Raw genomic sequence first — 15,750 nt, 5'->3', positions numbered from 1 at the left:
TCACAGAGCAAGCCGGGGCCCTGCGATGCAGAGGGGTCCCGGCCTGTCAATTCTAAATCTGCCTATTTATCAGAGCTGAGAGGTCAGTCCGCCATCAACATAGATGTCTGTCCCGTGCAGTACGTGTTCTCCTCGGATGCCAGAAGCAGCATCTGCGGGCACAGCTCCTTGGGCTCTGCAAAGCGGCTTCAGGCAGGTGCGGTTCTTGAGGACAAGAGAACCTTCAGCCTCGAGCATGCCATCCGTCATCTCGGTTGCAAAGACGCCCGGAGCGATAACATTGACCAGCACGCCAAAGGGCGCAAGCTCGGCTGCAAGCTCACGCGTGACCTGCAGGATGCCGCCCTTGGCAGCAAGACAGCTGATCTGCATGGCGCCCGCTTCGAGAGCACCGACAGATGCGGTATTCACCACGCGGCCATAGCCCTGCTTCTTGAAATAGGGCTCGACCTCTCTTGTCATGAGGAAAGCGCTCGTGAGATCGGTCGCGATGACCTTGTTCCACTGTTCGGTCGTGTGGTCTTCAAGCAGCGAGAATTCGCAGACGCCGGCATTGTTGATGAGGACATCGATACGGCCGAAGGCATCTGCAATTTCCTGCACGGCAGCCTTGATGCTGTCTTCGGCCGTCACGTCGCAGACGACAGACAGGCACTTCGCGCCGAAAGAGCGGCACTCCTCGGCTACTCTCTCGAGCTTTTGCTTGCGGCGGGCAAGGATGGCTACATCTGCACCCTGCTCGGCCAGTGCCTTGGCATATGCTGCGCCTATGCCCGAAGACAATGCAACCGGCTAGGCGAGATTGCGTTCGATGGACTCATCCAGAAGCGCCATCTCGTCTGCTGTGAGCTCAAGCGTCGCAGCGGCGCAGTTCTCTTTCGCCCTCGCAGGAGATGAACATCCCACAAGAGCTGTCGTGACGAACTCCTTCTGCATTGTCCAGGCAAGCGCTATCTGGGAGACGGGACGCCTATGCTTCGCTGCAACGGCATCCATATCGGAAAGCAGCTTCTGCACCTTCGAGAACAGGGGCTCCTTGAAGCCGGTATAGAACGTATAGCGGATATCCTTCTCCTCGAAGTGAGGAAGGGTCCTGAAGGCACCGGTGAGGATGCCGCCGCCGAGCGTTCCATACGTGAGCGTCGCCAGCCCCTTGTCGTGTGCCCACTTCATCGTCTCTTCATTCTGCCTGTCAAGCATCGAGTACCTAAGCTCGACGGCATCAATCTTTGCGAAGCGCATGCACTCCTCGAGCTGCGGGATGCTAACATTGCTGACACCGATATGCGAGATCTTCCCTTCTTCCAGAAGTTCTCTCAGCGTATCCATGGTCTCTTCGATTGGCACCTTCTCATCCGGATAGTGCATGAGGTAGAGGTCGATATGGTCGGTGCCAAGCCTTTCGAGCGAGGCATCTATCTCCCGCAGGATGTCTTCCCTGCTGTCATCTATCACGCGTGCACCGGTTGCCGGATCGCAGTAGTCGCCGAACTTCGTGACAAGGAACGCCTTCTCGCGGTAGCCATCCTGGAGAGCCCTGCCGACAAGCTTCTCCGCAGCGCCTTCCATCCCATAGATCGGTGCCGTATCGATCACATTGACGCCTTCGTCGAGAAGCGTGCGCAGCGTCTCCACCGGACGCGCTTCATCAGCCCTTCCGAAGACGAGCCCATAGGCATTCTTCCCTGCCATGGACCAGGTGCCGGCCCCCAGAGAGGAGAGCCTTGTCCCAAGAGATGTGCATTCCGTATACCGCATCGAAACTCCTATTATCTGCATCGGCTGGAAGCGAGCAGCTACATCTAGCTGAATCTAGTCCGCTCTCTGCCTATATCGCTATCGACATCCTGCCCGACAATCAAATCGTCATCGATCAGTTCCAGCTTGGTATCTGCGCCAGATTCCTCTATGGCTTTGCTGACTTTGCCATCCGGGTCATAGTCCATGACCAATGCATCAAAATCAGACACATCGCCGAACTTGATAAAGCGTGGCGCCCGGACCTTTGAGGCATCCATCAGCATGATCTTGTCTCTGGCTTGCTGCAGAAAGCTCCGTTTGACTTCTGCATTGCCCATGAACTCTGTCGTGAAGCCTTTGCCAGGCGTGAATGCATCTGTCGCCAGAACGGCTTTATCCACGAAGATTTCCGAAAGGTTCTTCAAGGTCATCATGCCCGTGAGATAGCGATGGTTCTTCCTCAAATGGCCGCCAATGCAGATGACATCAGCATGTGGGAGATTCGAATCAGCATAGGTCGCTATGGAGAGATCGCTTGTCACGATAGTGATATCTCGCTTGCCAGCAAGGGAGCGCACGAACTCGAAAGTCGTCGTGCCGGTATCGACCATCAGAGATTCGCCATCCGATATGAGCTCGGCTGCTCTTGCAGCAATCGCCCGCTTTGCGGCTGAGTTAACATTCATGCGCTGATCAGGATAGGAAATCGTGATGGTGCGCATGATTGACACAGCGCCACCGCGGGTTCTACGCAGCTTGCCAGCATCTTCAAGTTTCTTCAGATCGCTTCTGACAGTAACTTCCGACACATCGAACTTCTTGCAGAGATCCGCAACAAGCACTGTGGATTTATGCTCGAGTTCTTCCATAATCCTGGCTCGCCGTTCATCGGCTAGCATCTTATCCTGCTGGCGGCTCATCAGGATACCTCCATAGCTTTGAACCTTCAACGGCTCAGATTATCGCGCAGGTTTCCGGAACCACTCATCGCAATGGTCTGGGTGGAAGGTATATTCGGTGGTTGTATTCATTGCATCGAGGGTTTCCATTTCCTCAGCCGAAAGCGAGAAGTCAAATACCTCTGCATTTGACTTGACCCGTTCTGGATGAACCGATTTTGGCAATGGCAGGAATCCCTTCTGCAGAGACCATCTCACACATATCTGGCCAACATCCTTGCCATGGCGGGCGGCAATGGCCTTCAGCTTCTGATTCGAGAATGCCTTACCTCTCATCAGGGGCGCCCATGCCTCAAGCTGAATACTTCTTTCCTTACAGTACTGCACCGCTTCGCGTTGCTGATATGACGGATTCAGTTCGAGCTGATCCACCATTGGCATGATATCTGCCTGCTGCGCAAGCACATCAAGATGATGAGGCAGGAAATTGCTTACTCCGATTGCACGGATTGCTCCATCCGCATAAAGCTTTTCGAAAGCTCTCCAGGTATCCCAGATTCTTTCGTGCCAGCTTTCCTGGAACCCAGGGCAGATAGGCCAATGAATGAGGTAGAGATCGAGATAGTCCGTCCCAAGCCATTGGCAGCTCCGCTCGAATGCTGCAAGCGTCTCTTCATAACCTTGATCATCATTCCAGAGCTTGCTTGTAATGAAGAGGCTCTCGCGGGGAATGCCGCTTTCTTCTATAGCACAGCCAACCATCTCTTCATTATGATAGGAAGTGGCAGTATCGATATGTCTGAATCCGAGCTGCAGCGCAGCAAGCACCGCAGCCTTTCCGGTCTCATCAGCCGGTGTCTTATAGGTCCCATACCCGATGCATGGGATGCGGACACCATTGGAGAGCGTGTATGTATCGTTCTTGTTCTTCAGGTTAGTCATTTATACATGCCTCTCTGAACAGCCCAAATGCTTCAGCTACCTCATCGGGGCCTATCCCGCCTTCACGCATATCGCATAGGTCTTCGACAGCCTCTTTCGCTGTCCTGACCGGCACCGGCGAGCTGATATGCTCGAAAACAGACCCATTGCCAAATGCGATTACGTATTTAACCGGCACTTTGTCGCCAAGGGTTTTCCTCAGAAACTGCTTTTGCTGCGCGATCAGAACCAATGGCGAAGGTATCCGTACCGTCTTTCCTTGCTGCGTCACCTTCCACTTGCCATTCCCTGTTGCTGAAGAGATATTCCCGCTGTATGGCAGCGAGCAGATCGACACGAAGCCATGCTCGCTGAATACCGTGATGAAGTCCGCCAGCTTTGCACCTTTTTTCCCGATTGCAGCGTTGTATACGATACGGTGGTTTCCGATCCTGCTCTTTAGATATGAAGATGCAGAAAGGTCGTGTTTGAATCTCATGCGCCAAAAGTATTCAAGAAAGCTGGAAAACAGCTCCTGGTAGATAGTTCCGCTGTACGAAGGCCAGAGTTGGACACCGCGTGCAACAAGAAAAGCAGCCAGCACTATTACAAGAGCGGTCAAGACGGTCGAGTCCATAAGCAACCTTACCTGTAGACTTCTTTGTACAGCGCGATGATGTCCTGCTTGCTCGGCTGTCTCCACGTATTCTGGGGGCTCCCGCTTGCAAGAGCGTCATCAGCCATCTTGTCAAGGGCGCCGTAGAAGGCATCCTTTCCGATACCCAGCTCAGACATTGCTGGAATGTGGAGCTCAACCAGCAGCTCATGAATTCTCTCGATCAAAGATTCGGCAGCTGCCTCGTCACTCAGGTCATCAGACAATCCACAATAGCGAGAAATAGCAGCAAATTTGTCAGGTGCACCAACAGCTGCAAAACGAAGGCATGCTTCCATGAGCAGCGCATTTGAGAGTCCATGAGGCACATGGAACAGGGCACCAATGGGTCTGGACATACCATGAATTATCGTGACAGAAGCATTGTTGAACCCTATCCCAGCCTGCAAGGCAGCCAGCGACATTGCAGATCGTGCATCCATATCATCTGGCACCTCGTAGCATTTTCCCAAATTATCGAAAATCAGTTTCGCTGCTGAAAGCGAAAACACTTTGGAAAGCGGCTGGGCCTTTCGAGAAGTATATGATTCGATCGCATGGCAGAGAGCATCGAGCCCTGTACTTGCCGTGACTCCATGCGGAGCGCTTTTCGTAAATATCGGATCGATTACAGCAATATCCGGAATGAGCGACTCGCTGCTTATCAGCATTTTTACCTGTGCAGAGGTGTCAGTGATAATGGTAAACTGCGTCGCTTCGGAACCAGTTCCTGCTGTTGTTGGGATGGCTACCATAGGACAAGTAGGTCTCGTGAACTTCTTGCCCATGAAATCGGAGATTCTGCCTTCATAGCCATTCATGAGGGCAATGGCCTTCATGGTGTCCATCGGCGAGCCGCCGCCAAGAGCAATCAGGAAATTGCATCCATCTGCAGCAAAACGTCTGACTCCTTCATAGACCATCTTGTCTGTCGGCTCTGAATTGACCTCGCTGTATACCGAATACTGCACGCTGAACGTGTCGAGAGCTTCCGTCAGCAGCTGCAGATTGCCCAGCTTTTTCATGACAGCATCTGTAACAATGAGGGCTTTCGTTCCGCAGCCAGCAATAGCAGAAGCTGCTTCAGTCAATGCGCCTTCGCCATTGACAATTTTCTTTGGTACAAGAAATTCGCGTGCCACGCTTTATGCACTTCCAATCAAAGCTAATTTCCAAATGCAAGACCACGTAGTGGTTTCTGGAGGAATCGATCGACAATATTGATGACATGGCCAAGGAACAGTGCGGAGACCACGGTCGTAAGCCCAAAACCGGCAAGATTGCCCAGCATGCAGACTGAAAGCATCAAGGATGCAGCCACATGGCTTGTATCGAAAACTACCTTTATGCTTCCAAACTTCTTTCCCAGGCTGTCCGCGATAGACTGGACCAGACCGTCAGGTGCGTTAGGCACGATATCCATGCCGACAACCGTGCTGACGCCCACTGCAGTTATTGCCAGTCCCAGAAGCATGAGAACGACCTGCTGGAACATATTGCTAGGACTGAATACGAACCAAGCAGACATTAAATCTACCAATCCGCCCATCATTGCGGAGAAGAGCAACTCCAGCAGAATCTTCGGCCTGAAATGCTTGCGCGTAATCCATGCCTGTATCGCGACATATATGACATAGGTCGCAAACACCATCGATCCGAGTGTCACATGCAGCACAGCAGCAAGCGCGGTCGCAAAGCATGTCAGGGCAGCAACACCCAGCCCGCTCTTTGTCTGAACGACTATGCCAGCAGCAAGCAGCACAAGCCCAATGCAATAGATGACGATTCTCATGACGAGATGTATCAGCTTGGATTCCCTCACTTCGCAATCGGAGCTGCGCCCATCATTGCATGCCTGGTTCTGGGACGAAACACTACGCACGTGCCACCATCTCTCCGTAGCGTGATTTCTCGTCTTTGATGAACTCGGCCACCTCTGATGCTGTTGGCAGAGAATCAGAGCAGTTATTGCTTCTTACCATCATCGATGCTTCAGCAGAACCGAATTCCAGACAGCGGGCAATATCCCATCCCTGGAACAAGCCATAGAGGAAACCTGAGCCATATCCGTCTCCACCACCAAAACCCTTTCTGGCTTCCACCGGGAAAGGCTTTATCGAATAGCTCTTGCCATCGTTCGTATAGGCTGTCGACCCCTGCATGCCATGCTTGATGACAACAATGGAGGCGCCTCTGTCCTGCCAATAGGATGCGCTCTGCCTATCATCCATGCCGGGCAAAACAAGCCGTTCCGTCAGATCGAACTCCTCACGCGAGCCCATGATGATATCTGCCTCTTTAGCAATGGCAGAATAGTAGATTGAGATCGCATCGTCGTTTTCCCAATTGTATGGACGATAGTCGATATCGAAGATTACCTTGGTTCCAAGTCTCTTTGCGAGAAGAACGGCCTTGAGAGCAGCCTCCCTGGACGGGCTCGACGCCAATGCTGTGCCAGAAATCAAGATGGCTTTCGCCTTGCTAATGTAATCCGCATCGATATCATCGACATTCAGGCTCAGATCGGCGGCGTTATTTCTATACATGAGGATGTCGGACTCCGACGGGCTCAGCATTTCGGTGAAGGTGAGGCCGAGTTTCTCTCCATTGGTGCACCTTGTGATATGCGATGTCTCGATTCCCAGACGGTTGAAATAATCCAATACGTAGTCGCCGAATTGATCATCGGATATCTTGGCAAAGAATCCCGCCTTCATGCCATGGTGCGTGATTCCTACCGCGATATTTGCTGGAGATCCGCCGACGAACATTTCGAAATAATGCACGTCCTTGAGAGGCTTGAATTCTTCCTTGACGGTATCGCTATATGCGGGATTGAAATCAAGAGCTATTCTCCCGAGAAAGATGATGTCGAGCGGCCGTGATGCATCGTAGCTGAATAGATTCATGGGAACCTCCGTCATCTAGCTATCTAAAAGGGAAAGAAGACGAGCACAAGCGCAACGCCGATGCAGATCATGGAAGCAATCCGCGTTCTCTTCTCTGCTTGGGTGTAGGAATTCACATTTGAATCTTCTGCAGCTCTGGCGGCAAAAGAAACGCGCGCCTTTGCCAGAAGACATATTCCAACACCTGCAGAAATAAGCTGTATTACCTCTGAGATTTGCATCGCTATCTTCTCCTGAAAAGACATATGCGCCGGCGCCTTAACCAATGGCACCGGCGCATAGAGTCTCGTGAACCGGGGGCTTGCTGTCAGCAGGCCATTACTCGGCAAATTCCTTGACAAGAGCCTCGAGCTCCGGATCCTGGCAATTGGCATAGAAGCAGTCCAGGAAGTGGCCAGTGAGAGCGGTCTTGACCATTTCTGGATCGAGTGCACGAATGATGTCAGGAAGCGGCTTCGCAACGCGCCTCTTCACATCGTCCAGAAGCTTGACGTTGCGGTTCTGCGATTCCTTGCGATCCGCAGGATATCCCATGCCCTTCGGAGAGCTGAAAGCCCTCGTAAAGATGTTCTCGAGATTGATTTCGGCACCCCAGCCAAAGCCCTTCGCATACGGAATAGAAAGAGCATTGCCATCATTGATCTGAAGGAACAGATAGGCATCCGTCGGCTCGATGCAGTAGCCGCAAACGACGCCAGGATACATATTGCAGCTCATCAGAGCACCCTGCCCCGTGCCGCAACCTGTCACAACAAAGTCAACTGCCTTGGAATTGAGCAGCAGGGCAGCCTGGATGCCGATATGGAGATAGGTAAGGCGAGGATTCTCGGGGGTGTAATCCGAAGGCAAATCGTTCGGATTGTCAATCTGCTGCATGCCAGTGTTGTAAACGGTGTGCCCAAGGGGCTCAACTACTTTTTTGAGCGTCGAGAGAATGATTTCGTTCTTGGATGCCTGCGAGAACTCGTTGATCAATGCAATCTTCATTGTCTGACCTGCTTTCTAAGATGTCCCAAATTCGAAGGGTGCGGCGCAGATGCACCGCACCCCACAAAGAGCTATTCCTTCGAATCCGAATAGGCTCCGCCATAAACGTACTGGTCGTTGGACCCGATGATATGGATATAGTTCTTAACGAACTTCTTCACGCCTGCTTCTGCCGCAATCTGGAGTGCCATGAAATCGGCCTTCGGATCTTCGGCGAGAAGGTCTGTCATGGCATCCTTCGCAGCATGGAACGCATCGGTGCAGACGTTGATCTTGTTGATGCCTCCCGCGACTGCCTTGCGAAGGTTTTCCTCGCCCGATCCAGACCCACCGTGCAGCACAAGCGGCATCTGCAGCTCGTCCTTGAGTTCAGCAAGACGGTTGAAGTCGAGAACAGGAACATATCCCTTAGGATAGTTTCCATGAGCAGTTCCGATTGCAACAGCAAGTGCATCGACTTTCGTGCGGTCCACGAATTCTCGAGCCTGGGCAACATTGGTGTACATATCGTCAGTACGCCCGTCACCATCTGCTGCCTGTCCGACATGGCCAAGCTCTGCCTCAACAGAAATCCCCATCGGATGTGCAAGGCTGACGACAGTCGAAGTCTGCTTGATGTTTTCCTCAAAAGGAAGAGAGGAGGCATCAATCATAACGTTCGTGAAACCATACTGAATTGCACGGATTTCGTCCTCGAGCTTCGAACCGTGATCGAGATTGTAGGCAACAGGCACAGTAGCTTTCTTGGCAAGTTCCTTGACAACCGGAACAATCTCATCGAGATGGGCGTGCTTTGCAATCTGCCCAGGCCCCATCTGCACGATGATTGGCGAGCGCTCCTCTTCCGCTGCTGTAATCACGGCACGCACCATCTCGATATTGATGCTGTTTACTGCCATGACACCATAGGTGTGTTCATTTGCGTGGTCGAGGATGCTCTTCATGGAAACTAGCATGAGTTTGGACTCTCTTCCTCTTTGAGGTTAGATCGGCTTACTGCCTTGGGTTAGAAGTCAATGTCGAGGTCAACAATCTCTTCCTCGGCGCCCTCTTCCTCCTCCGGCTTCTTCTTGATGATTGCGTAGATAACGCCAGTGACGAGCGAACCGACAACAAGGGCGATAACAGCCCAGAGCGGATTGGTCATCATCGGGAAGACGAAGACTCCGCCATGGCCGGCAACCGACTCAACGCCCATGCCGACTGCAATAGCGCCAGCAATTCCAGAACCAACCATGGATGCAGGGATGAAGTGGAGAGGATCTGCTGCTGCGAAGGGAAGAACGCCTTCAGTGATGAAGCAGAGGCCCATCGGGAATGCAGTAATTGCCGTATCGCGCTCTGCCTGGCTGAACTTCTTCTTGGCAATGAGGCTTGCGATGAAGACACCGCAGGGAGGAGTCATGCCGCCGATAATCTTTGCAGACATAGGACCATAGACACCATCAGCACCGAGACCATTTGCAGCCATGGAAGCCGTCTTGTTTACAACGCCGCCCATATCGAAGCCCATGCATGCACCAATAACCGCACCAATCACAGCCTTCGAACCGCCATTGAGCGAGACAATCCAGCCCTCAAATGCCGTCATGACAGATGCAAGCGGACGAACAATGAAGCAGAGGAATACGCCGCCACATACGAGAGTCGAAATGACAGGAATGATAAACACCGGCATAAGGCCTACTGCCCACTTCGGGAGCTTCCAGGTCTTCATCCACAGAACAAAGTAGCCAATGACGAAGCCCATGAGAAGGCCGCCAAGGAAGCCTGCCTTTGACATTGCCGATGTATAGCCAATGATGAATCCAGGAACAATGCCAGGACGCTCAGCAATGGCATAAGCAATGCCTGCCGTAAGGACTGCTACCGCGAAATTCATCGCGTAGGTCCCGAGCATGTTGACACCCCACCAGAAGCCCTGCCATGTAAATGGCTCCATGCCCGAGAATGGTGTTGCCCATCCTGTAGTATCGTAAAGCGAGCCGATGGTGTAGCCACCGAAGCCCTTTGCCAGAGCGCCGAGAATGCCACCTGCGACAACCATTGGGATCATGTATGAGATGCCCGTCATGACTGGCTTCTGGATCTCGAACTTCTTTTTCTCTGCCATGAGAACTCCTTCCTTCTTCTTTCTCTCTCCTCTTGCCTTGTCCTTGCCAACCCGAAACACAACAACTACACGTTGAGCTTCTTCTCAATCGTCGCGATGAGGCTCTTCGGATTTTTCATTGCAATTCTGATGGGGATATCGACAACGCGCTTGTCCTTGAAGCGGCTCTTGTCTACCGCAATGTCATGGCAGATTATTACAACGTCCGCATCACGAATCTCGTCTTCCGTGAGGACGTTCTCTGCACCGATCGTGCCCTGAGTCTCGATCTTGCACTGGTGCCCTGCGGCTTCGGCAGCCTCCTGAATCTTCTGCGCGACGATGTACGTGTGTGCAATTCCAGCTGTGCAGGCGGTTACTCCGACAATCTTCATGAAGCTAATCCTCTCTCGAACCCCATTGCTGTCGTTATCTGCTACTTGGTAAGAACGTCTATCAGCTCCTTCTTTGACTCGACGTGCTGAAGCTTGTCAATAACTCCGGCGCTCCCCAAACGTCTGGCAAGTTCGGCTTCTGCCTGAAGTTTGGTTGTATAAGTTCCTGAGTTTTCTGCACCGTGAATGCAGAACAAGAAGATGAGATTTACCGGCTCGTCGTCGTAGCTCTCCCACTCGACCATTGAGGATGTCCTGCCGATGGCGATTCCAATTTTCTTGGCATGGGAACTGATGCCATGCGGAATCGCGATGTGATCTCCCATACCAGTGATGCCTTCGGCTTCGCGTGCATATATGTCAGATACGAATCCTTCTACGTCATCTATGTAGTCATGAGCCAGGAGCAACTTCGAGAGTTCGTGGAGCACCTCATCCTTTGTTGTTGCTTTCAGATCAAGCTCGATGATGTCTTCGTCAAGCAGTTCATTAAGTTCCATTGCTTTTGCCTCCTGTCTTCCAGCTCGCGATCATTACTATCGGCTGTTTGGTTGCTGCCAGGAGCGCACCATAGGCAAGCGGTATATTTTCGTTCGTAAACGGTACTTAAATTCTATAGAGGCAATCATCTCTGGCATTAAAGATTACTTTTATCGAGCATTTAAGGCTATTTATCTGGTATTTTATTGGCACTATCCAATTCGTATCCTAGGGGGCATGGTTCTGCACTGAAGGTTGTTTTCGAAGATTACAGCTTATACAACCTTTTTTTCTTGCGTTTTCTTACGGTTTCCACAATTAAAGAGAAGAACCCCAGGTCAGTACGCTGCAATTCTTCGATTTCGTTGAAAAGAAAGCAGTTTCGAAAGGAGCAAGTCAATGGAATGTAAAGAGATGTTCAGTCTTGAAGGCAAGGTTGCCCTTGTGACAGGGGCATCGCATGGCATCGGATTCGCGATTGCCTCAGCTCTTGGCGAAGCCGGCGCAAAGGTAGTATTCAACTGCCACAGCAAGGAGCATCTGTCCAAGGCTTTGAGCCAATACCGCGACGAAGGAATCGTTGCGACCGGCTATGTCAATGACGTTACGGATGAGCGCCAGATGCACGAAATGATCGAGGACATTAAACGTAGGTTTGGCGCAGTCGATATCCTCGTGAACAATGCGGCTACCATCAAACGCCTTCCAATGCATGAAATGAGTCTCGAAGACTGGAAGAAAGTCATCGACACTGATCTCACATCAGCATTCATCATGTCGAAGGCAGTGTTGCCAGATATGGTCGAACGTCGGTCTGGAAAAATCATCAACTTGTGCTCGATGATGAGCGAGCTTGGCCGTGAAACTGTATCAGCATATGCCGCTGCCAAGGGCGGCCTTAAGATGCTTACGCGCAATATCGCCTCTGAATACGGAAAATACAATATCCAGTGCAACGGGATTGGCCCTGGCTATATTGCGACTTCGCAGACTGCTCCCCTTCTCGAACGCCTTCCTGACGGGAAGCGGAATCCTTTCGACTCTTTCATTCTTTCCAAAACTCCTGCCGGTCGCTGGGGAACACCCGACGATCTCAAAGGACCAGCGGTATTTCTGGCATCATCTGCCTCAGACTTCGTGAATGGCCATATTCTGTATGTTGACGGAGGCATTCTTGCCTACCTTGGGAGAATGCCTGAATCGGAATAGGAATCCCAGCACACGGCTTGTCCCCCAGAAACAAGTAGTTGGTTGCCAATAAATCTGATAGGAGACCCATGGTACGCCTCATATTCTCCGATCTCGACGACACGTTCCTCGCGACGGACAAGACCATTCCGGACAAGAACCGTGAGATGCTCGAAGAGGCATGCGGGCGAGGAATCCAGTTTGTCCCCTGCACCGGCAGGAACACGAATGGCATACCTTCTTCCATTGCAGAGTATGGCTGTGTGCACTATGCGATCTGCTGCAACGGTGCCCTCGTCGCAGATCTCGATCGCGGCGAGGTGATTCATGAGGTGGACATCGAGAAGGAAGAGGTCCATCAGCTCTTCCGTGCCCTCGAGGGCCTGCCCATAACATTCGACCTCTTCGCGGATGGCCATGTCCTGACCGCAGAGGACCGCTGGCGTTTCCTCGACGAGATTCCCGTGACCGAGCCCACCCGCATTCACATCAAGGAAGTCAGGACCTGCTATCCGGGAAGCGTCGAGGACATGATCGATGCAGCCAAAAACATCTGCCGCATCAACATCTTCTATCTCGACAACGACACAAGAGACAGGGTCTGGGAGGCCGTGGACTCGTTTTCCGACCTCATCAGGGCCTCTTCGCAGCCCTGCAACGTAGAAGTCACGAAGAACGGCGCAGACAAGGGAGCAGGGCTCCTCTGGCTGGCAGACCACCTGGGCGTGCCTGTGGAGGAGACCGTTGCCTTCGGCGACTCGAGCAACGATATCGCGATGCTCAAGGCAGCAGGAGACGGCGTGGCCGTGGCAAATGCACGGCCTGAATGCCTTGCCGCAGCAGACCATATTGCCCAGAGCAATGACAAAGGCGGCGTCGGCCTCTATATGGAAGAGCTCCTCCGGAGGCAGTAGGCCAGCCCCTGCACAAAGAGCTCCACCGCTCCCACTAAGTCTGCTCAGGCAGATCCAGCTGCAGAGCAATGGGGGCTGCCACAGCGATATGGCAGCCCCCATTTCCTTTGCCGGCCTCCAGCTACTTCTTCATGAGTCCCAGCCCGTCATGCCAGGCCGTGCCGACCTGTTCGCCGATCACACGGTAGCCATTGACGGAGGGGTCAAAGATGATGGGACGAAGCTTGCCGAGATCGACATGGTCATCCGTAAGGATGCTTTCATCTGCCTGTTCCGCTACGGCCTTGCCGACAAGCAGGCCATGCTCCTCGTCGAAGAGCTCGACCGTGCACTCGAGCGTGAGCGGATATTCCTCGATCACAGGAGCATCGACATGGGCGCTCTTGTGGACATGGACGCCAGCCTGCTCGATCTTGTTCACCTTGCTGCCTGTGGCAATGCCGAAATAGTCAGATATCTCGACGGTATCCGCCGTTCCGAATGAGACCGTGAAGGCGCCTGTGGCCTTGAGGTTCTCTGTCGTCTTGTGCGTGCCCAGGAAGAAGGCAATCTCCCCTTCTCCGCACTGCACGCCCCAGGCAGCATTCATCGCATTCGGCACGCCGTTCTCGTCGTAGGTAGCGATGATATAGACGCCTTCTGGTGTCATGACCGACTTGTTTCCCGGAATTTCCATCATGTCCTCCTCTGCATCCCGGCACCCAGCCGGGACAGCCCTTGCATCGGTCTCTTTCTACCCTTCGGTCCATCAGGACATCCATGCCCCAAATACGTTTCTGCCATAGATGCCAGACATATCAGGCAGACATGCCCTTCTTGTGGGAGCTTGGAGGAATCGGTCCTACGTTCTGCATAGAGCAGGACTCTTCGGCAATATGTCTCCTGAAGAGGAGCAGGAGGAAGACCATGGGCAGCAGGAAGCACTCGGCACGTGCGAGAGAGCGGGAGGAGTTCCTCTCGGGCCTTGGCGGCATGGATGATGCCTTTGCCGCAGAAGAGGCACATCAGCGCGAAGCGGCAGACCAGAAGGAGGAAGCCCGCCTCATGAAGGCCTGCCTCTCGAAGCAGCGTTATGCAACGCGCGCAGAGGCAGAAGAGACCGCCCGCGCCTGTGCCCAGCACGGTACCTATGGTCTCGAAGTCTACCGCTGCCCCTACTGCAGGGGATGGCATCTGACATCGCATCCCTGGAAAAGATGAGGCATATATTGCTTCCATGCGATATGGCAAGACAGTCTTCCAGCATGCTTTCAGGCGTGCAGCGCATTGGATGCGAGACAGCAGTATTTCCGTTCAGATGAGGGCATCGGAGGATGAGCAGAATCAGGAGCCTCCTGCGCTGCCTGCTATCATGGGATGATCCAATCCAAGGAGCCACCATGCCGCACGAGCTTGTCCTGCCTGCCTATATCCTTGCTGTGAGCCTCATTGCCTTCGCAATCATGCTTTGCGATCTCGGACGTGACCGGAGGGGCAAAGACCCTCTTCCCTGGCCGCTCTGGGCTGCAGTCTCTGCCGCAGGAGGCGCCTTCGGCACGCTTGCTGCCTTTCTCGTGACCCGCACACACATAGCGAAAGCAACAGTCGCCCGCTTCTTCTGCGGCCTTGCCTTCTCCATCCTCTGGGTCCTCATCCTGATCCTGGCATCGGGCGCCATCTCTGTTACGGCAGATGCCTTCTTCGCATCGCTTGCACGTGACCACACACCACTTGCCATCTATCTCGCAATCGCGAATCTCGCCGACTTTGCCCTCTTCGCTATCGACAAGCACCAGGCTGTGCATGTTGGCTCGCGCATCCCTGAAGCAGTCCTTCTGGGCGTCGGCCTTGCCGGAGGCGCCCCCGGCGCCCTTCTGGGCATGCATCTTTTCCACCACAAGACAAGGAGGGCCTACTTCCGCTGGGGTCTCTGGCTCTTCCTTGCGATAGATGCCCTCCTCATCGTCTTATTTATGGCAGAAGGCATCCTCTAGACGAAAAGAGCCGCCCGAGGGCGACTCTGCTGCACTGCCTGCGCGCCTTCCGCTTACCAGCTCACGGTCTCGGATGGCTTGCCGGCAAGCGAGGTGAATGTGGCAGTCGCATGCCTGAAGCAGAGCACAATAGTGTTGTCGTCGTTCTCGTCGTACATCTTCCTGAGTCCGGGATAGGCATCGAGCATGTGCTTTTTCGCCACGATGCGCTCGTCCGGCACCAGCTCTCCCTGTATGCGCCACCAGTCGGCACCCTTCCAGGCACAGATCTCCACCTCGGGATGGGCAACGATCTGTTTGTAGACTTCCCTCTTCTTGCCGGTCTGGATATAGAGCCTGCCTTCGAAGAGGTCTGCCGTGCCGAAGGGACGCACCCTCGGGTTACCCTTCTCATCCACTGTCGCAAGCATATAGGTCGGTGCCGTATGCTTCAGGAACTCGTGCACGTCCTCGATTGTAGCCATAGCCATCCCTTCTCACGGATATGCGTCAGTTGTACACGGCAGAGACATCTGCCAGCACAGAAAACTTGCTTCATGCCGCAGCTGCCCCATCCCGTCAGATATGGCATGGGTGTTGAGCATGCTGCGCGGAGCA

Annotated in this window: 20 protein-coding genes; 4 read left to right on the top strand and 16 right to left on the bottom strand. The window is 53.3% G+C overall.

Translation table 11 applies throughout. The features are described 5' to 3' along the window. Positions 1-69: 69 nt before the first annotated feature. The 14 genes from ABVS03_RS01155 to ABVS03_RS01090 form a co-directional block, all read right to left on the bottom strand. A complete protein-coding gene (locus ABVS03_RS01155) occupies positions 70-783 on the bottom strand; it encodes an SDR family NAD(P)-dependent oxidoreductase (RefSeq protein WP_368017676.1) in 714 nt (237 codons plus the stop codon). Between the two features lie 9 nt (positions 784-792). Beyond that, positions 793-1,758: an aldo/keto reductase gene (locus ABVS03_RS01150; RefSeq protein ID WP_368017675.1), complete on the bottom strand. Its 966-nt coding sequence runs from the start codon at positions 1,756-1,758 to the stop codon at positions 793-795. Positions 1,759-1,802: 44 nt separating this feature from the next. Continuing rightward, positions 1,803-2,660, bottom strand: a complete 858-nt coding sequence (locus ABVS03_RS01145) for a DeoR/GlpR family DNA-binding transcription regulator (RefSeq protein ID WP_368017674.1) — start codon at positions 2,658-2,660, stop codon at positions 1,803-1,805. 39 nt (positions 2,661-2,699) lie between these two features. Next, on the bottom strand, positions 2,700-3,581 hold the full coding sequence (locus ABVS03_RS01140; protein ID WP_368017673.1) for an aldo/keto reductase: 882 nt from the start codon (positions 3,579-3,581) through the stop codon (positions 2,700-2,702). Then, the gene (locus tag ABVS03_RS01135) at positions 3,574-4,197 is read right to left on the bottom strand and encodes an NERD domain-containing protein (RefSeq protein ID WP_368017672.1); all 624 of its coding nucleotides are present in this window, start codon (positions 4,195-4,197) and stop codon (positions 3,574-3,576) included. The genes ABVS03_RS01140 and ABVS03_RS01135 overlap by 8 nt, the downstream gene beginning before the upstream one ends. 8 nt (positions 4,198-4,205) lie before the next feature. After that, the gene (locus tag ABVS03_RS01130) at positions 4,206-5,357 is read right to left on the bottom strand and encodes an iron-containing alcohol dehydrogenase (protein ID WP_368017671.1); all 1,152 of its coding nucleotides are present in this window, start codon (positions 5,355-5,357) and stop codon (positions 4,206-4,208) included. A gap of 23 nt (positions 5,358-5,380) precedes the next feature. Beyond that, a complete protein-coding gene (locus tag ABVS03_RS01125; RefSeq protein WP_368017670.1) occupies positions 5,381-6,007 on the bottom strand; it encodes a YitT family protein in 627 nt (208 codons plus the stop codon). Between the two features lie 82 nt (positions 6,008-6,089). After that, positions 6,090-7,124: a 5-dehydro-2-deoxygluconokinase gene (gene iolC / locus ABVS03_RS01120; protein WP_368017669.1), complete on the bottom strand. Its 1,035-nt coding sequence runs from the start codon at positions 7,122-7,124 to the stop codon at positions 6,090-6,092. A gap of 23 nt (positions 7,125-7,147) precedes the next feature. Then, positions 7,148-7,369, bottom strand: coding sequence for a hypothetical protein (locus ABVS03_RS01115; RefSeq protein WP_368017668.1), 222 nt, complete (start codon positions 7,367-7,369; stop codon positions 7,148-7,150). A 73-nt stretch (positions 7,370-7,442) separates the two neighbouring features. Next, on the bottom strand, positions 7,443-8,111 hold the full coding sequence (locus ABVS03_RS01110) for an RpiB/LacA/LacB family sugar-phosphate isomerase (RefSeq protein WP_368017667.1): 669 nt from the start codon (positions 8,109-8,111) through the stop codon (positions 7,443-7,445). A 71-nt stretch (positions 8,112-8,182) separates the two neighbouring features. Next, entirely contained in the window at positions 8,183-9,067 is an 885-nt protein-coding gene (locus tag ABVS03_RS01105; protein ID WP_368017666.1) for a ketose-bisphosphate aldolase, read from the bottom strand. Positions 9,068-9,117: 50 nt separating this feature from the next. Then, complete coding sequence (locus ABVS03_RS01100; protein ID WP_368017665.1) at positions 9,118-10,224, bottom strand: PTS fructose transporter subunit IIC; 1,107 nt, start codon at positions 10,222-10,224, stop codon at positions 9,118-9,120. 65 nt (positions 10,225-10,289) lie between these two features. Next, complete coding sequence (locus ABVS03_RS01095) at positions 10,290-10,598, bottom strand: PTS fructose transporter subunit IIB (protein ID WP_368017664.1); 309 nt, start codon at positions 10,596-10,598, stop codon at positions 10,290-10,292. Positions 10,599-10,639: 41 nt separating this feature from the next. Next, positions 10,640-11,098 (bottom strand): PTS sugar transporter subunit IIA, encoded by a 459-nt coding sequence (locus ABVS03_RS01090; RefSeq protein WP_368017663.1) that lies wholly within the window; start codon positions 11,096-11,098, stop codon positions 10,640-10,642. Between the two features lie 379 nt (positions 11,099-11,477). On the opposite strand from ABVS03_RS01090, the gene ABVS03_RS01085 reads away from it, so the two are divergent. Both ABVS03_RS01085 and ABVS03_RS01080 read left to right on the top strand, forming a co-directional pair. Beyond that, the gene (locus ABVS03_RS01085) at positions 11,478-12,287 is read left to right on the top strand and encodes a gluconate 5-dehydrogenase (RefSeq protein WP_368017662.1); all 810 of its coding nucleotides are present in this window, start codon (positions 11,478-11,480) and stop codon (positions 12,285-12,287) included. A gap of 68 nt (positions 12,288-12,355) precedes the next feature. Further along, a complete protein-coding gene (locus ABVS03_RS01080; protein ID WP_368017661.1) occupies positions 12,356-13,180 on the top strand; it encodes an HAD family hydrolase in 825 nt (274 codons plus the stop codon). 121 nt (positions 13,181-13,301) lie between these two features. Here ABVS03_RS01080 and ABVS03_RS01075 read toward each other — a convergent pair whose 3' ends face one another. Then, a complete protein-coding gene (locus ABVS03_RS01075) occupies positions 13,302-13,856 on the bottom strand; it encodes a flavin reductase family protein (protein WP_368017660.1) in 555 nt (184 codons plus the stop codon). Positions 13,857-14,086: 230 nt separating this feature from the next. Here ABVS03_RS01075 and ABVS03_RS01070 point away from each other — a divergent pair, with 230 nt between their 5' ends. Both ABVS03_RS01070 and ABVS03_RS01065 read left to right on the top strand, forming a co-directional pair. Continuing rightward, positions 14,087-14,380 carry a hypothetical protein gene (locus tag ABVS03_RS01070; RefSeq protein ID WP_330972094.1) on the top strand — a complete coding sequence of 98 codons (294 nt, stop codon included), beginning with the start codon at positions 14,087-14,089 and terminating at the stop codon, positions 14,378-14,380. Positions 14,381-14,559: 179 nt separating this feature from the next. Beyond that, positions 14,560-15,153 carry a DUF1294 domain-containing protein gene (locus ABVS03_RS01065; RefSeq protein ID WP_368017659.1) on the top strand — a complete coding sequence of 198 codons (594 nt, stop codon included), beginning with the start codon at positions 14,560-14,562 and terminating at the stop codon, positions 15,151-15,153. 53 nt (positions 15,154-15,206) lie between these two features. Here ABVS03_RS01065 and ABVS03_RS01060 read toward each other — a convergent pair whose 3' ends face one another. Continuing rightward, on the bottom strand, positions 15,207-15,617 hold the full coding sequence (locus ABVS03_RS01060; protein ID WP_368017658.1) for a pyridoxamine 5'-phosphate oxidase family protein: 411 nt from the start codon (positions 15,615-15,617) through the stop codon (positions 15,207-15,209). Positions 15,618-15,750: the final 133 nt, after the last annotated feature.

It is taken from the genome of Olsenella sp. AGMB03486, assembly GCF_040884255.1.
GTDB classification, from domain to species: Bacteria; Actinomycetota; Coriobacteriia; order Coriobacteriales; family Atopobiaceae; genus Olsenella_L; species Olsenella_L kribbiana.
This window is presented reverse-complemented; position numbering and strand designations above follow the sequence as displayed.

What these genes read in the sequence shown, in the direction of transcription:
- ABVS03_RS01150 (WP_368017675.1), bottom strand. Translation starts at nt 1,758, where the DNA reads ATGCGGTATACGGAATGCACATCTCTTGGGACAAGGCTCTCCTCTCTG.
- ABVS03_RS01145 (WP_368017674.1), bottom strand. Translation starts at nt 2,660, where the DNA reads ATGAGCCGCCAGCAGGATAAGATGCTAGCCGATGAACGGCGAGCCAGG.
- ABVS03_RS01140 (WP_368017673.1), bottom strand. Translation starts at nt 3,581, where the DNA reads ATGACTAACCTGAAGAACAAGAACGATACATACACGCTCTCCAATGGT.
- ABVS03_RS01135 (WP_368017672.1), bottom strand. Translation starts at nt 4,197, where the DNA reads ATGGACTCGACCGTCTTGACCGCTCTTGTAATAGTGCTGGCTGCTTTT.
- ABVS03_RS01125 (WP_368017670.1), bottom strand. Translation starts at nt 6,007, where the DNA reads ATGAGAATCGTCATCTATTGCATTGGGCTTGTGCTGCTTGCTGCTGGC.
- iolC (WP_368017669.1), bottom strand. Translation starts at nt 7,124, where the DNA reads ATGAATCTATTCAGCTACGATGCATCACGGCCGCTCGACATCATCTTT.
- ABVS03_RS01115 (WP_368017668.1), bottom strand. Translation starts at nt 7,369, where the DNA reads ATGTCTTTTCAGGAGAAGATAGCGATGCAAATCTCAGAGGTAATACAG.
- ABVS03_RS01110 (WP_368017667.1), bottom strand. Translation starts at nt 8,111, where the DNA reads ATGAAGATTGCATTGATCAACGAGTTCTCGCAGGCATCCAAGAACGAA.
- ABVS03_RS01105 (WP_368017666.1), bottom strand. Translation starts at nt 9,067, where the DNA reads ATGCTAGTTTCCATGAAGAGCATCCTCGACCACGCAAATGAACACACC.
- ABVS03_RS01100 (WP_368017665.1), bottom strand. Translation starts at nt 10,224, where the DNA reads ATGGCAGAGAAAAAGAAGTTCGAGATCCAGAAGCCAGTCATGACGGGC.
- ABVS03_RS01095 (WP_368017664.1), bottom strand. Translation starts at nt 10,598, where the DNA reads ATGAAGATTGTCGGAGTAACCGCCTGCACAGCTGGAATTGCACACACG.
- ABVS03_RS01090 (WP_368017663.1), bottom strand. Translation starts at nt 11,098, where the DNA reads ATGGAACTTAATGAACTGCTTGACGAAGACATCATCGAGCTTGATCTG.
- ABVS03_RS01085 (WP_368017662.1), top strand. Translation starts at nt 11,478, where the DNA reads ATGGAATGTAAAGAGATGTTCAGTCTTGAAGGCAAGGTTGCCCTTGTG.
- ABVS03_RS01080 (WP_368017661.1), top strand. Translation starts at nt 12,356, where the DNA reads ATGGTACGCCTCATATTCTCCGATCTCGACGACACGTTCCTCGCGACG.
- ABVS03_RS01075 (WP_368017660.1), bottom strand. Translation starts at nt 13,856, where the DNA reads ATGGAAATTCCGGGAAACAAGTCGGTCATGACACCAGAAGGCGTCTAT.
- ABVS03_RS01070 (WP_330972094.1), top strand. Translation starts at nt 14,087, where the DNA reads ATGGGCAGCAGGAAGCACTCGGCACGTGCGAGAGAGCGGGAGGAGTTC.
- ABVS03_RS01065 (WP_368017659.1), top strand. Translation starts at nt 14,560, where the DNA reads ATGCCGCACGAGCTTGTCCTGCCTGCCTATATCCTTGCTGTGAGCCTC.
- ABVS03_RS01060 (WP_368017658.1), bottom strand. Translation starts at nt 15,617, where the DNA reads ATGGCTACAATCGAGGACGTGCACGAGTTCCTGAAGCATACGGCACCG.